The sequence below is a fragment of the Kitasatospora sp. NPDC034035 genome (assembly GCF_055575755.1).
This window is the reverse complement of sequence record NZ_JBVISA010000031.1, coordinates 60,414-77,451: the sequence shown is the minus strand read 5'-3', so window position 1 is coordinate 77,451 and position 17,038 is coordinate 60,414. Positions and strand designations below refer to the sequence as shown.

The 17,038-nt window shown below is 76.4% G+C and carries 2 protein-coding genes (1 of these 2 running past the window's edge); both read left to right on the top strand.

From position 1 onward, the window contains the following. Positions 1-378 precede the first annotated feature (378 nt). A complete protein-coding gene (locus tag ACZ52J_RS33210) occupies positions 379-6,306 on the top strand; it encodes a beta-ketoacyl synthase N-terminal-like domain-containing protein (protein ID WP_465624034.1) in 5,928 nt (1,975 codons plus the stop codon). 58 nt (positions 6,307-6,364) lie between these two features. Next, positions 6,365-17,038 carry the 5' portion of an SDR family NAD(P)-dependent oxidoreductase gene (locus ACZ52J_RS33205; protein ID WP_465624033.1) on the top strand. Its footprint extends 1,806 nt past the window's final position, so 10,674 of the gene's 12,480 nt are visible here — the first part of the coding sequence; it begins with the start codon at positions 6,365-6,367; its stop codon lies beyond the right edge, outside the window.

The following is a 17,038-nucleotide window of genomic DNA, read 5'->3' as shown; positions in this document are numbered from 1 at the left end:
CCACCTGTCGAACGGGTGTCCGTTCGGCGTGGCGTGCGGGCGCGTCGCCGACGACTCCCGTCGTGAACGAACTGACACCCCTTGCGGGTCGTGGACATGATCGTTCATGATGATCGGCGTCGGGGGGGCGAGACCACGGGGACGTGGGAGGCGCGATACGCCTCTACAGCCGCCGACTGTTCTTCTTCGACGGGTTCCACGAATCGTGCGCGGGCGGTTTGCCGCGCAGCCTCGGAGCCCGCGCGACGACACATCAGGGACGGGGGATGTGGTGAACCGGCGCTGCCGAGAGATGTCATGCGCATGTCCGGAGGTGGGAGTCGGCGGTACGGAGCCGGACCCCCTCCTGCCGCCCGTCCCGGCCACCGGGAGGCCGGCGTGCTGAGCCGGTCGGTCGTCCTGGGGCTCCCCTCGCTGTCCGTCGGCGGACTGTCGGAGAACTGGCTGCTGCGCGAGGCCGGCGACCTCCACTGGGAGCTGATCGGCAATCACTTCGGCAGCAAGGTCGCCGACCTGGCGGACGGCGACGGCACCAGACTGCTGCCCGCCTTCGTCCGGGTCCGGCTCACCGCCGCCGACTCCCTGCGGTTCTTCGCCGAGCACGACCGGGGGCAGCTCGACGGCACCCTCGCCAGGCTGGACGACCAGGCCTTCGTCAGCGACGTCCGGTTCGCCACCGCCACCTCGCACGTCGAGGCCCGGCTGCTCACCTCCTTCGTCCGCAGGGGCGCGGGCAACTGGCTCTCGCCCGGCGCCCCGCGCAACCCGGGGCGGGCGCCGGTGGCCCAGCCGACCGCCGAACACCTGGAGTTCCAGGCCGAGTTCCGCGCCAGGAACGGGCTCGGCCCCGGTGCCGGCCCCGGGTTGTTCCAGGACACCTACGAGCTCAACCCGTTCGCCGACGTCAACGCGGCCGGACTGCTCTACTTCGCCTCGTACCCGCACATCAACGACCGGGGCGAGCGCAAGTACCTGCAGTCGCTCGCGCCGGGAGGGGAGTGGGCCGTCGAGGCCTGCACCCTCAGCCGGGACATCCTCTACCTGGGCAACTGCGGCATCGAGGACTCGGTGCGCTACCGGCTGGACGAGTGCCGCTTCGAGTCGGACCACCGCGCCGTGCTCACCTCGACCCTGCTGCGGGAACGCGACGGCCGGCCGCTCGCCCGGATCGAGACCGTCAAGCGCCTCGTCCACCCCGGTGTCTTCGCCGGCCTCTGGGACGGCGGGACGGCCTGGACCGGGACCGCCGCACCGGCGCCGGCCCCGGCTCCGGCGCCCGCCGCGTCCGTCCCCGACGACCTGGAGGCCGACCTCCTGCCGCTGCTGGAGGACGTGCTCGCCCGGCCCGCCGGCTCGCTGACCGCCGAGGACGACCTGCGCCCGTTCGGGCTGGACAGCCTGGCGCTGTCGGAGCTCGCCGCCCGGGCCGAGGACGACCTCGGGCTCGAACTCGACCCCAGCACCATGTTCCAGGCGTTCACGGCCGCCGCCATGGCCCGCGTGCTGCGCGGCGAGCGACCGGCGGCCGCGACCGGCCCGGTGACCACCGCGCCCCGTGACCCGTCGGCGCCGATCGCCGTGGTCGGCATGGCCGGCCGGTTCCCCGGCGCGGAGAGCGTCACCGAGCTGTGGGACCTGCTCGGCCGGGACGTGGACGCCGTCCGCGACATCCCGCTCGACCGGTGGGACACCGCCGCCCACCCCGACGTGGTGGGCAGGGCGGCCCTGCTCGACGACATCCGCCGCTTCGACCACGAGTTCTTCGGCATCAGCCCGCGCGAGGCGGCGCTGATGGACCCCCAGCAGCGGCTGCTCCTGGAGACCGCCTGGGCCACCGCCGAGGACGCCGGCTGGGACCCGACCGCACTGGCCGGCAGCCGCACCGGCGTCTATGCGGGCGTCTGCCACTCGGACTACGCCGCCGTCCTCGTCGAGCACGCCGGCCGCGACGAACCGCACCTGAGCGTCGCCGTGTCGCCGTCCCTGGTGGCCAACCGCGTCTCGTACGCCCTCGGGCTGCGCGGCCCCAGCGTCGCCGTGGACACCCTCTGCTCCTCCTCCCTGGTCGCCGTCGCCCAGGCCGTCGCCGCGCTGCGCGCCGGCGAGTGCGACCAGGCCTTCGTCGGCGGCGTCAACGTGCTGTGCGACCCGGCCCGGCAGAACGCCTACCAGCGCACCGGCGTGCTGAGCCCGCGCGGCCGCTGCCACACCTTCGACGACGACGCGGACGGCTACGTCCGGGGCGAGGGCGTGTGCGCCCTGCTGCTCAAGCCGCTGGACCGGGCCCTGGCCGACGGGGACCGCGTGCACGCGGTGATCCGCGGCGTGGCCGTCAACCACGGCGGACAGGCCCAGTCCTTCACCGCGCCCAACCCGGAGGCCCAGGCCGACCTGCTGGTCGCCGCGCACACCGAGGCGGGCGTCGACCCGGCGACGATCGGCTACCTGGAGGCGCACGGCACCGGCACGCGCCTCGGCGACCCGATCGAGGTCTCCGGGATGGTCGCCGCGTTCGAGCGCCTCTACGACGCCTGGGGTCACCCGGGCCCGGAGCGGCCGCACTGCGGCGTCGGCTCGCTCAAGACCAACATCGGCCACCTGGAGGCCGCCGCCGGGATCGCGGGCATGATCAAGGTGATCCTGGCCATGCGCCACCGCACGATTCCGGCCACCCGCAACATCACCCGGCCGAACCGGATGATCAAGGTCGAGGGCTCCCCGCTGCGGCTCCAGCGGGAGCGCGGCCCCTGGGAGGAGCCGACCGGCGGCGGCCCCCGCCGGGCCGGCGTCAGCTCCTTCGGCATGGGCGGCACCAACGCGCACGTCGTGCTGGAGGAGGCCCCCGCGGCGCCGGCCGACCGGCCGCTCGACGGCCCGGTGGTCGTCCCCGTCTCGGCCCGCACCCCGCAGGCGCTGCGCGCCGCCGTGGCCGCGCTGCTCGCCGTGGTGCGCTCGCCGGACGCCCCGCCGCTCGCCTCCATCGCCCGGACGATGCGCACCGGGCGGGCCGCCCTGGCGCACCGCGTCGCCGTGGAGGCCACCGACCTCGCCGGACTCGCCGAGGGGCTCGCCACCGTCTTCGACCGCGAGCCCGCCGCGGAGCGGGAGTCGACCACCCCGGACGCCCCGCCGGTCTCGCTGCCGACCTACCCGTTCAGCCGCGACCGGCACTGGGTGGCGCCCACGGCCGGCGCCGAGTTCCTCACCACCACCTGGGAGGACGCGCCCGCCCCGCCGACCGTCCCCGCCGGCCGCCTCCTGGCGGTGACCGCCGACCGGGAGCTCGCCCGCCGGGTGCTCGGCGAGCAGGCCGTCGTGCACGTCCCGGGGGAGCCGCTGACCGACCCGGCGGGCCTGGCCGGGATCGTCGACCTGGTCGACTGGAGCGAGCCCGGCACCCGGGTGACCGAACGGATCGCGCTGCTCCAGCAGGTACTCGCCGCCAACACCCGGTCCGGACTGCGCTGCGTCCACGTGAGCGGCGCCGAGCGGTCCGTCCTCGCCGGGTTCTACCGGGCCCTGTCCGGCGAGTTCCCGGCCGTCCACTCACGGACCGTCCGGGTGGACGGCGACGACGACGCCCTCGCCGCCGCCCTGGCCACCGAGACGGCCGCGGTCGACCGCGAGACCGAGCTGCGCCACACCGGCGGCCGGCGCCGCCGCCCGGTGGCCGGGTTCGCCCCGGCCGCCACCGGCGCCGACCCGCTCACCGGGCTGGACCGCGGCGCGACGGTGATCACCGGCGGCCTCGGCGGGATCGGCCTGCGCCTGGCGGCCCACCTGGCCGACCGCGGCGCCCGGCACCTCGTGCTGCTCGGCCGCTCCCGGATGCCCGCCCGCAACCGGTGGGCGTCCCTGCTCGCGGACCCGGCCACCGACCCGGTGCTGCGCGCCCGGCTCACCGCGCTGACCGCGCTGGTCGAGCGCGGTGTGACGCTGACCGTGCGCACCGACGCGCTCGACGACGCGGCCCGGCTGCGCCGGCTGTTCGGCCAGGTCAGGAAGCAGTCCGGGGAGATCGTCGCCGCCTTCCACTGCGCCGGCGTGATGGACCGTCCGACCTCCTTCCTGGCCCGCGGGGCCGAGGAGATCGCCGAGGTGCTGCGGCCCAAGACCGACGGACTGCGGGTGCTCCGGTCCGCCTTCGGCGGGCAGCCGCCGAAGCTCCTGGTGCTGTTCTCCTCGGTGGCGGCCGCCTCGCCGCGGCTGGCGGCGGGCTACCTGGACTACGCGGCGGCGAACACCGCGCTCGACGACTTCGCCGAGGCCCGGGCCGACGAGCCCGGCTGGGTGGTGCGCTCGCTGCGCTGGCCGCTGTGGCGCGAGGTGGGGATGGGGGCCGACCGCACCAGTGCCAGCGCCGCGCTCGGCGTCCCCGACGTGGACGGGACGGACGCGCTGCGGCTGTTCGACCTCGCCCTGCGGGTGCCCGACGGGGCGGTGCTGCTGCCGTGCCTCGTGGAGCGCTCGTCGGTGGCCACGGCGGAGCTGTACCTGGCGCCGCGGCCGGCCGCCCCCGCGCAGCCGGCCCAGGCCACGCCGGTCACCCCGGCGGCCCCTGCGGCCCCGGCGGCCGCGCCGGACCTCGGCTGGCTGTTCGCCGTCGTGGCCCGGACGACCAGGGTCGACCCCGCGCTGCTGGGGCCCGACACGACGCTCGGCGACGTCGGCGTGGACTCGCTGCTGATGGCCGAACTGGTGCGGGCGCTCGAAGCCGAGCTCGGCGACGTGGTCGACCCGAGCCTGCTGCAGGAGCACCCGACCCTCGGCGGGCTCGCCGCCGCCCTCGGCGCTCCGGCCGCCGCTCCCGCCGCTGTCGCTCCGTCACCCGCCGCTGCCGCCCCGAGCGCGACCCTCGCGCTCGCCCCGGCTCCCGCTGTCGCTGCCGCACCCGTTCCCGCTGCGGCCACCGGGCGTCCGACGCCCATCGCCGTGATCGGCATGGGCTGCCGCCTGCCCGGCGCGAGCGACCCGGACGGGCTCTGGCAGGCCCTGCTGGCCGGCCGTGACCTCGTCACCGACGTCCCGGCCGACCGCTGGGACACCACCGGGCTCTACCACCCGGACGGCGGCCACGGGCGCAGCCAGAGCAAGTGGGGCGGGTTCCTCGACGACGCCGACCTGTTCGACCCCGGCTACTTCGGCTTCGACGACGAGACCGCACGGCACCTGGACCCGCTGGTGCGCAAGACCCTCGAGGTCTCGGTGGAGGCCGTCCGGGACGCCGGGTACACCGACGCCGAGCTGCGCGGGCGTCCGGTCGGCGTGTTCGTGGGCGCCCGCACCGGCAACCACCGCCTGCACCTCCAGCCGCCGAAGCGCGAGTACATCGTCGGCGTGAACCAGAACTTCGTGGCCGCGCACGTCTCGCACTTCCTCGACCTCACCGGCCCCAACCTCGTGGTCGACAGCGCCTGTTCGTCCTCGCTGGTGAGCATCCACCTGGCGGCCCAGAGCCTGGCCTCGGGCGAGTCGTCGATGGCCCTGGCCGGCGGGGTCGACCTCCTCTTCGACGAGGAGCCGTACCTCATGCTCAGCGCCGGCAAGGCGCTGTCCCCCAGCGGCCGCTGCCGCACCTTCGACGAGTCCGCCGACGGGCTGGTGCCCGGCGAGGGCGCCGGGATGGTGCTGCTGAAGCGGCTGGACGACGCGCTGCGCGACGGCGACCGGGTGCTCGCGGTGCTGGAGTCCTCGGGCGTCAACAACGACGGCCGGACGATGGGGTACACCACACCGAACGGCCGCGCCCAGCGCTCCCTGGTCTCCGACGTGCTCACCCGCGGCGGAATCGACGCCCGGACGATCGGGTACGTCGAGGCCCACGGCACCGGCACGATGATCGGTGACCCGATCGAGCTCCAGGCGCTCACCGCCGTCCACCGCGCCCACACCCAGGACCGCGGCTACTGCGGGATCGGCAGCATCAAGAGCTCGATGGGACACCTGCTCAGCGCCGCCGGCGTCGCCGGGTTCATCAAGGCCGTGCAGACCCTGCGGCACGGCACGCTCGTGCCCACCCTGCACTGCCACCGCCCGAACCCGCGGTTCGCCTTCGCCGAGTCGCCGTTCTTCCCGGTGACCGAGGTCGCGGACCTGCCCGCCGGAAGCCGGGTCGCGGTGAGCGCCTTCGGCTTCGGCGGGACCAACGCCCACGCCGTCCTCGGCGCCGGCACGCCCGGAGAGCCCGGGCGCCCCCCGCTGCCGCCCCCCGCCTACCGTCGCCGCCGGTTCTGGCACCGGCCCGCCGCCGCCGTGACCACCCCGGCCCCGCGCAGGTCTGCCCGGCTCGACCTGACGCTCACCTAATCCGGCGCGCCCGCCCGCCGCCCGCCGAGCCGAACCGCCGATCACCAGGAGAGAACACGTGGACCGACGGTCCGTACGCTGTGCCTTACACCTGAACAGGGACAACCCGATCGTCGACGACCACCGTGTGCACGGGGTGCGCACCCTGCCGGGAGTGACGTTCCTCGACATCGTCCAACGGCTGCTCGCGGCACACGACTTCCCGCTGGAGCGCACCGGCCTGAGCGACGTGCTGTTCGTCGAGCCCGTGGTGACCACCGAGGCCTTCGACCGGGAGCTGACCGTCGAGGCCGAACCCGACGGCGGCGTCTACCGGGTGACGGCGACCAGCCGGCGCACCCACGACGGCGGCCCGGTCGACGACACCGTGACCACCCACCTGCACGCCACCCTGCACACCGACCTGCCGCCGCTCACCGGCGCGCCCGACCCGGCGCCGGCCGGCGCCGCGCGCGACGTCGCCGAGGTGTACGCGACCGGGCGTTCGGCGGGCATCGAGCACCGGGCGTTCATGCGGGTCACCGGCACCCTGCGGGCCTCGGCGGACCGGGTCCGGTCCGAGATCGCGCTCGGCGAGGAGGCCCGCGCCACGGCCGAGGACTTCCTGCTCCACCCCGCCCTGCTCGACGGCTCCACCATGCAGGCGTACGCGCTCGCCTTCGCGGGCGAGGACGCCGACGGGCGCCCGCTGATCCCGCTGCACATCGGCGGGTTCCGGGCGGTCCGTCCGCTCGGCGAGGCCTGCACGGTGGACCTGCGGTTCACCCGGGTGGCGGCCGGCGCCGACGTGGTGAAGGCCGACATCGACCTGTACGACGGCTCTGGCGCGCCCGCCGCCCGGTTCACCGGCCTCACCTTCAAGCGGATCCGCTCCACGGCGTCGATCACCCGGCTCACCACGGTGGCCGCGGAGCCGGTGGCCGCCGCGCCGGAAGCCCTGCCGGCCCCCTCCGCCCCCTCCGCCCCGCCCGTCCGGTCCGCTCCGTCCGCCCCGGCGGCCGCCGGTGACGGGCTGGGCGACCTCCGGGCGGAGGTCGCCGGGCTGGTCCGCCAGGCCGCCGGGGATCCCGCCCTGGCGGTCGACGGCGACCTCGGCTTCTACGACCTCGGGCTGGACTCGACCCACCTGCTCTCGCTGGTCCGCGCCTTCGAGGAGCGGTGGGACATCTCGCTGTACCCGACCCTGCTGTTCGAGTACCCCACGGTCGACGCGGTCGCCGCCCACCTGCTCGGCCTGCTGCCCGCCGACCGGCGCGCCCCGGCCGCCCCCGCGGTGGACGAGCCGGAGCCCGACGCCCCCGCCCGCACGCACTGCCTGACCGGCGTCTGGCAGCCGGCGCCCCGCCCGGCCGCGCCGGAGCAGGGCCCGCTGCTGGTGATCGGCGACCTCCGGGTACACCCCGGGCAGATCACCGTCCGGCGCGGCGCGGCCTTCCGCCGGCTGGGGCCCGACGCGTACGAGCTCCGCGCCGACGAGGCCGGCGACCTCCGGCGGCTCCTGGCCGAGCTCGGCACCGCGCCCGAGCGGGTGCTGCACCTGGCCGCGCCCGCCGACGACCTCCCGGAGGCCGTCGAGACGGCCTGCCGCGAGCTGCTCGCCCTGGTGCAGGCGCTCGCGCCGCAACCGGTGTCCGTGGTGCACGCCGGGCCGGGGCCGGTCGCGGCCGCGGTGGCGGGGCTGGCCCGGACCGTCCGCCTGGAGCAGCCCAAGCTCGCCGTGACCGCCGTCGAGTGCGACGGCGACGCCGACCCGCGGGCCCTGCTCGCGGAGTTCGGCAACGGAGCCGAGACCTGGGTGCGGCACTCCCGGGGGCGCCGCGAGGTGCGCCGCTACCGCGACACGCCGCTCGACGCCGGGCAGCGGATCCGCCCCGGCGGCGTCTACCTGGTCACCGGCGGCGCGGGCGGCATCGGCCGGGAACTCGCCGCGCTGCTGGCCGAGCGGGGTGCCACGGCCGTGCTGGCCGGGCGGACGCCCCCGGCGGAGCCGGTCGCCGGCCGGTTCGTCCGCGCCGACGTGACGGTGCCCGCCGACGTAACGGCCCTGGTCGCCGACATCCTCGACCGGCACGGCCGGCTGGACGGCGTCGTGCACGCGGCCGGGGTGCTGCGGGACGCCATGCTGCCCGGAAAGTCCGCTGTGGACCTCGCCGCGGTGCTGGCACCCAAGGTGCGCGGCACGGTGCTGCTCCACCGGGCGACCCGTCATCTGAGCCTCGACTTCTTCGCGCTGTTCTCCTCGGTGACGGGCGTCGCCGGGAACGTCGGGCAGGTGGACTACGCCGCGGCCAGCGCCTTCCAGGACGCCTACGCCCGCGAGCACGGGCTGGTCTCCTTCGGCTGGCCGCTGTGGGCCGAGGGAGGGATGCGCACCGACGACGCGGCGCGTGCGCTGTTCCGCCGGCAGGGGCAGGTCCCGCTGCCGACTGCGGAGGGCCTGGCCGTGTTCGAGCGGGCGCTGTCGCTCACCGGCGCGGAGGTCGTGGTGCTGCACGGCGACCCCGAGCGCGCCCGTGAGGCGCTGGCCCTGGCCCCCGCCGACATCGCCGCCGACGCCCCCGCAGACGTCGCCGCGGTGACCGAGCCGGCCTGGGCCGAGGAGGCCGCGCCCGACCCGACCGGGGACATCGCGGTGATCGGCGTCGCCGGCCGCTACCCCATGGCCGAGGACCTCGACCGGTTCTGGACCAACCTGCGGACCGGACGCGACTGCGTCACCGAGATCCCCAAGGACCGCTGGGGGCCGGACGGCTTCTACGAGCCGCAGCGCGCCCCCGGTCGGTCGACCAGCAAGTGGGGCGGCTTCCTCGACGGCATCGACGAGTTCGACCCCGGCTTCTTCCGGATCACGCCGCGCGAGGCCGAGGGCATGGACCCGCAGGAGCGGCTGTTCCTGCAGACCTCCTGGCACGCCCTGGAGGACGCCGGCCTCACCCGCGCGGACGTCGCCGGGCGCCCGGTGGGCGTCTTCGCCGGGGTGATGTTCACCCAGTACCAGATGCTCGGCCTGGGCGCCGAGGAGCGGCTGCCGGTGCTGCCGACGTCCTTCGCCTCGGCCGTTGCCAACCGGGTCTCCTACTTCCTCGACCTGCGCGGGCCCAGCCTCGCGCTCGACACCATGTGCTCGTCGTCCCTCACCGCGCTGCACCTGGCGTGCGAGAGCCTGCGCTCCGGGGAGTGCGAGGTGGCGCTCGCCGGCGGCGTGAACGCGATCGTCCACCCGTACAAGTACCTGCACCTGAGCCAGGTCGGCTTCGTCTCCTCCGACGGACGCTGCCGGGCCTTCGGCAACGGAGGGGACGGCTACGTGCCCGGCGAGGGCGTCGGCGTCGTCGTGCTCAAGCCGCTGGCCCGCGCGCTGGAGGACGGCGACCGCGTCCTCGGCGTGATCAAGGGCAGCGCCGTCAACCACGGCGGGCGGGCGGGCGGCTTCTTCGTGCCCAACCCGGCCGCCCAGGCCGACGTGGTGCGCCGGGCGCTCGCGCGGGCGAACGTCGACCCGGCCTCGATCGGCTACGTCGAGGCGCACGGCACCGGGACCTCGCTCGGCGACCCGATCGAGATCTCCGCCCTGGACCGGGTCTTCGGCGGGACGACGACCCGGATCGGGTCCGTGAAGTCGTCGATCGGCCACCTGGAGTCCGCGGCCGGGATCGCCGGCCTGACCAAGATCCTCCTTCAGCTGCGCCACCGCACCCTCGCGCCCTCCCTGCACGCCGACCCGGCGAACCCCGCCATCGACTGGGACACCGTCGGGCTGAACGTGCAGCGCCGGGCCGAGCCGTGGCCGGCCGGGGTCGGCACCCCGCGCCGGGCCGGACTGAGCGCGTTCGGCGCGGGCGGGGCCAACGCCCATGTCGTCGTCGAGGAGTTCCCGGAGCCGCCCGGACCGGACACCGGCCTCTGCGGGCCGCAGGCCGTCCTGCTCTCCGCCCGCACGGAGGAGGCGCTGCGCGAACTGGCGTACCGCTACACCGACCTGCCGGGCGCCGACCGGACCGCCGAGGTGGCGGAGCTGGCCGGGCTGGCGGGCGCCGACCCGGACACCGCCCTCGACGAACTCGGCCTGGACGCGGAGGACCTGCGCCGGCTGGCGCTGACCCTCGGCGAGCGCTTCCCCGGCCGGACCCCGCACGTCGACGCGCGCTCGACGCTGGCCGACCTCGCCGCGGCCGTGCCGGCCGGCACCGGAGCCGGCGTCCCGCTGGCGGACCTCGCCTACACCACGCAGACCGGGCGGGAGGCCATGGCCGAGCGGCTCGCCGTGGTCGTCTCCGGGCCGGACGAACTCCGCTCCGCCCTCCAGGCCTACCTGAACGGCTCGGCGCCGGCCAACTGCTATCGGGGCACCGCCGCCGGACCGGGCGGCGTCACCGCCCCGGACTCCCTCGACCCGCACGAGCTGGCCCGGGCCTGGGTGGCCGGCGCCGCCCCCGACTGGCGGGCGCTGCACCGGGACCGCAAGCCGCGCAAGGTGCGGCTTCCCGGCTACCCGTTCGCGCGGGTCCGCTGCTGGGTCGACAACACCCCGGCCGCCCCGGCCACCCGCCCGGCGGCGGCCCCGGCCCCGGTGGCGCTCCCGGCGGACGTCCCCGCGCAGGCCGCCGCGGACGTCCCGATGGACCTCCCGGTCTGGGAGCCGTGCGCGGTCCCCGCCGGGCGACCGACCCCCGACGGCCCGGTCGTGGTGCTGCACGCCCCCTCCCGGGCGGGCCTGGCGGCCGAGCTGGCGGACCGTCATGAGGGTGCCCTGGTCGTCGAGTTGGGTGGCCAGGTGACGGCCAGGCCGCGCCTGGTCTACGTCCTGACCGGCGCGACGGAGGCCGCCCCGAACGAGGTGGACCGGGTCGCCCGGGCCGAGGCGTCCGGCGTCCGGGCCCTGGCCCGGTACGCGCGGGAGTGGTCCCGGATCCGGGAGCTCGACTGGGTGATCGTCACCGCCGGTGCCGCCGCCGCCCCCGGGCGCGGTGTCACCGACCCGTACGCCGCCGGGGTCGTCGGCTTCGCCCGGGTGCTGGAGAACGAGCACCGCGGCTGGTCGGTCGCGACCGTCGACCTCGACCCGGCCCACCCGTCCGCCGCCCTGGTGGCACCGGCCCCCCGGGGCACCCGCCTCGCCTACACCGGCACGGTCTGCCACACCCAGGTGCTGCGCCCCGCCCCGGCGGGCGGCGGAGCCGTCCCGCTGCGCCGCGGCGGCCGGTACCTGGTCGTCGGCGGCGCGCAGGGGATCGGCCTGGCGCTCGCCCGCCGGCTGGTCGCCGAGTGGGACGCGCGGGTCGTGCTGGTCGGCCGCAGCGAACGGCCGGCCGACGGGCTCGGGGACGGCATCCGCTACGTCCGGGCCGACGCGACCGACGCCCGCCGGGTGGCGGCCCTCCTCGACGAGGCGGGGCCGGTGCACGGCGTCCTGCACGCCGCCCTGGTCCGCCGCGACCGGCTGACCCACGACCTCTCGGACACCGACCTGACCGAGAGCCTGGCCGCCAAGTCCGGCGTCGCGGCGGTCCTGGTCGACGCCCTGCGCGGACGGCACCTCGACTTCCTGGTGTTCTTCTCGTCCGCGCAGTCCTTCCTGGGCGACCCCGGCCTGGCCAACTACGCGGCCGGATCGACCTTCCTGGACGCCTACGCCCACGCCCTCGACGCCCGCCTGCCGTACCCGGTGCGGGCCGTCGACTGGGGCTACTGGGGCACCGTCGGAGCAGTGGCCGACGACACCCACCGCGACCGTCTGACCGCCGCCGGCTTCGCGTCCATCGAGCCCGGGAGCGGCTTCGCCGCGCTCGCCCGGGCCCTCGGACAGCCGGCGCCCCAGGTCGTCGTGGTACCCGGCAGCGCAGCCCTGCGCGATCGGATGGGAGCAGCGAGAACGGAGACGACGCAGATGGTGCCCACCGGCCGCCCACTGACCGCCGGAGACCGCCGGGTGGTGGACGACTTCCACGCCCTCGACCGCCGCATGACGACGATCGCGAGCGGCGCCCTGCTCGCCGTCCTCGACGACCTCGGCGCGTGGCACGGCTCCGACCCGGATGCCGACGAGGTCGCCCGCCGGGTGGGGGTCGTCCCCCGCTACGACCGGCTGCTGCGCACCCTGCTGACCATGATCATCGAGAAGGGCCTGGTCGAGCTCCGCGACGGGCGCCACCGGCCGGTGCCGGGCGCCCTGGCCGCGGCCCGGGCCGACGGACACCTGCGGCAGCTGGAGGACCTCGCCGCCGAGCACCCCGAGCACGCGGTGTTCGTCCGGCTGCTCGCGCACTGCCTGGCGCACTACGGCGAACTGCTGCGCGGCGAACTCCTCGCCACCGAGCTGCTGTTCCCCTCCTCCGGCACCTCGCTGATGGAGGGCATCTACCGGGGCAACCCGATCAGCGACCTCTACAACGACCTGCTGACGGACCGCCTCATGGCGCACGTCGAGCGGCGGGCGGCCGAGCTGCCGGCCGGCGGGACGGTCCGCGTCCTGGAGGTCGGCTCGGGCACCGGCGGCACCTCCGCCGGCCTGCTCCGCGCGCTGGACCGGTACGGCGACCGGGTGGAGTACTGGTACACCGACCTGTCCGTCACCTTCCTCGCGCACGGCCGGCGGGAGTTCGGCGGACGCCACCCGTTCACCCGGTTCAAGCGCCTCGACCTGGACACCGACCCGGTCACCCAGGGGTTCCCCGCGGGCGGCTTCGACCTGGTGGTCGGCGCGAACGTCCTGCACGCCACCTCCGACCTGGGCCGCGCCGTCCGCCACCTGCGCGCCGTGCTGCGCACCGGGGGCGAGCTGCTGCTCAACGAGCTGACGACGGTCACCCTGTGCGGGACCGTCACCTACGGCCTGTTCGACGGCTGGTGGACGCACCACGACACCGCGCTGCGCCTGCCCGGCTCGCCGCTGCTGGACGTGCCGGGCTGGACGGCGCTGCTCACCGGGGCCGGCTACGGCCCGGTGGCCGCGCTGCCGGGCACCGCGGAGACCGGCCGCAACTTCCAGCACGTCGTCGTCGCCACGGCGGCGCCCGGCACCGCCCAGGACGGCGTCGCCGCGCCGGCCGGCGCCACCGCCACGGCGGCCGCCGGCACCGCCACCGCCCCGACCGGGTACGACCCCGCCGCCGCGTTCACCGACGAGCTGCTGGTGCTCACCTCCGACGCCTCGGGCATCCCGCGCGCGGAGCTGGACCTCGACCGGGCGATCGGGGACTACGGCTTCGACTCCGTCAGCTACAGCCTGCTCGCCACCCGGCTGAACGACGAGTTCGGCTTCGACGTGACCCCCGCGCTGTTCTACGAGACGGCCACCCTGCGCGCCCTGGCCGAGCGCCTGGTCCGCGACCACGGGGACCGGCTGCGCACCCGGTACGCCGGGCCGGCCGGGAACACCGCGCCGACGGCCGGGCCGGTCGGGACCACCGCGCCGGCCGGGAACACCGCGGTCGAACACCGACCGGAGCCGGCCGCCGAGCCCGCCGCCCCGGCCCCGCGGGACGCCGCCCGCCCCGCCGGCCCGGGCCCGATCGCGATCATCGGCCTGTCCGGGCGGATGCCCGGCAGCCGGGACCTGGACGACTTCTGGCGTCACCTCGCGGCCGGTGACGACCTCATCGGCGAGGTGCCGGCCGACCGCTGGGACTGGCGCACCCTCCCGGAGGGCGTGCACGCCCGGCGCGGCGGATTCGTCCACGACGTCGACATGTTCGACCCGCTGTTCTTCGGCATCTCGCCGCACGAGGCCGCCGGGATGGACCCGCAGCAGCGACTGGTGCTGCAGGGGGTGTGGACGGCGCTGGAGGACGCCGGCCTGGCACCCGGCACGCTCGCCGGATCCGACGTCGGCCTGTTCATCGGCGCCGGGTCGAACGACTACGACGAGATCCGGCAGGCCGCAGGCCACCCGGTCGACGCCCACGCCGCCACCGCCACCACCCACTCCATCCTGGTCAACCGCGTCTCCTACCTGCTCGACCTGCACGGGCCGAGCGAGCCGGTCAACACCGGCTGCTCCAGCTCCCTGGTCGCGATCCACCGGGCCGCCGAGGCGATCCGGTCGGGGGAGTGCGACATCGCGGTGGCCGGTGGCATCAACCTCATCCTGACGCCGCACAACCACGTGCTGCTGAGCAGCACCGGCATGCTCAGCCCCACCGGGCGGTGCCGCTCCTTCGACGCGGACGCGGACGGCTTCGTCCGCAGCGAGGGCTTCGGCCTGGTCGTGCTGACCAGCGCCGACCGGGCGCGCCGGCACACCGTCCGGGCCTGGCTGCGGGGCAGCGCCGTCAACCACGGCGGCCGGGCCCGCTCGCTGACCGCGCCCAACCCGGCCGCCCAGGCGGCGATGATCGTCCGGGCGCACGAGCGCGCGGACGTCGACCCGACCACGATCGGCTACCTGGAGACCCACGGCACCGGCACCGAACTCGGCGACCCGGTCGAGATCAACGGCCTGCGGATGGCCTTCGACGAACTGCGCCGTGGCCGGGGCCTTCCCCAGCCGGCCGAGCCCCACTGCGGGGTCGGCGCGGTGAAGGCCAACGCCGGCCACCTGGAGTCCGCCGCCGGCGCCGCCGGGGTGATCAAGGTGCTGTTGGCGATGGAGCACGGCGTGCTGCCGCCGGTGGCCGGCCTCACCGAGCCCAACCCGCACCTGCGGTTCGACGGGAGCCCGTTCCACCTGGTGCGGTCGGCGACCGCCTGGCCGCGCCCGGCCGGCCACCCGCGCCGCGCGGGCGTCAGCTCCTTCGGCTACGGCGGGGTCAACGCCCACGTCGTGCTGGAGGAGGCGCAGCCGGGCCCGGCGCCGCGGCGTCCGGCCGGCCCCTGGGTCTTCCCGCTGTCGGCGCGCACGCCGCAGGCGCTGCGCCGCTACGCCGCCGCCCTGCGCGACGGCCTGGACCGGATCGCCGACCTGGCGGACGCGGCCCACACGCTGCAGCACGGCCGCGACGCGATGGCCGAGCGACTGGCCGTCACCGCCGCCGACCGCCGGACCCTCGCCGCCGCGCTCGCCGCCGCGGCCGAGGGAGCGGACCACCCCGCGCTGGCCCGGCCCGGTGGCACGGCCCCAGCCGACCGCTGGGTCGCCGGGGAGCCGGTGGAGTGGCCGGACGGCGGCGTGCTGGTGGCGCTGCCCACCTATCCGTTCGAGCGCCGGCGGTGCTGGGTCGGCGAGCACGAGCCGTCCGCCGAGGCGGCCGTGCCCGGGACCACCGCCCCGGCCGAGGCCGAGGCCGTTCCGGTGACCCCGGCCGGGCCTGGCGAGGCCACCCCGGCCGCGGCAGGAGTCCGACCGCTCGCGCCGCAGGCGGGATTCGAGGCGCCGAGCCCGGTGCTCGGCCGACAGGAGGTTCAGGTGGCAGTCGCGGGCACGGAAGACCTCCTCGCGGGCACCGCCGCCCCGGCGGCCGGGACGGACCGGGAACAGGGCGCCGGCGCGGCCGACGATGCCTGGCAGGCCGCCGTGGCGGGCGAACTGCTGGCGCTCGTCCAGGAGGTGGCCGGGGTCCTGCCCGGTGAGCTCGCCGCGGACGAGCAGCTCAGCCGCTACGGCTTCGACTCGATCATGTACACCAGGCTCAGCCACCAGGTGAACACCCGCTGGGACCTCGACGTGACCCCGGCATCCTTCTTCGGGGTCGCCACCGTCGAGGACCTGGTGGCCAAGATCCTCCGTGACCACGGCCAGGCCATCCTCGCGCAGGATCCCGCGGCGGCCGCGGCCGCGGCAGCGCCGCTGGCGGCGCCGGTGGCCGCGTTCATGGCCGCGCCGGTCGCCGTGCCGGCCGCCGTCGCCGCGCCCGCCATGGTCGTCGCGCCGGTCGCGCCGGTCGCGCCCGTGGCCACGCCCGCCGTGCCGGTAGCCGCCGCGCCCACCGCCGTGGCCGCGTCGGTCGCCGCGCCGGTCGCCGCGCCGACCGTGGTCGCCGAGCCCACCACCGCCGCCGCCGTGCCGACGAGCGCCCCGGCGCCGGTCGCGGCCGCGCTCGACGGCGTCGCGATCGTCGGCATGGCCGGGGTGCTGCCGGAGTCCGACGACCTGGACGAGTTCTGGGAGCACCTGGTGGCGGGCGACGACCTCGTCCGCGAGATCCCGGCGGACCGCTGGGACTGGCGCCGCATCGACGGCGAGCCCGAGCCGGGCGAGTTCCGCACCAACGTCCGGTGGGGCGGGTTCATGCGCCGGGTCGACCTGTTCGACGCGCGGTTCTTCGGCATCTCGCCGACCGAGGCCGTCGCGATGGACCCGCAGCACCGGCTCGTCCTGGAGGCCACCTGGAGCGCGATCGAGAACGCGGGCATCCGGCCGTCCGCGCTGTCCGGCACGGACACCGGCGTCTTCATCGGGAGCAGCACCTACGACTACTTCGAGCTGCAGCACGCCCTCGGCGTCCCGCTCGACGGCTACAACTCGGCCGGCCGGGCCCACGCGATCCTGTCCAACCGGGTGTCCTACCTGCTGAACCTCCGCGGCCCCAGCGAGCCCGTCGACACCGCCTGCTCGTCCTCGCTGCTCGCCGTCCACAAGGCGGCCGAGGCGATCCGGCAGGGCGAGTGCGAGGTCGCGCTGGCCGGCGGCGTGAACGTCATCGCCTCGCCGACGCTGTTCGTCGACATGAGCCTGGGCGAGATGCTGAGCCCGGACGGCCGCTGCCGCACCTTCGACGCGCGGGCCAACGGCATAGCCCGGGCCGAGGGCGTCGGCATGGTGGTGCTCAAGCGCCTCGACGCGGCGGTGCGCGAC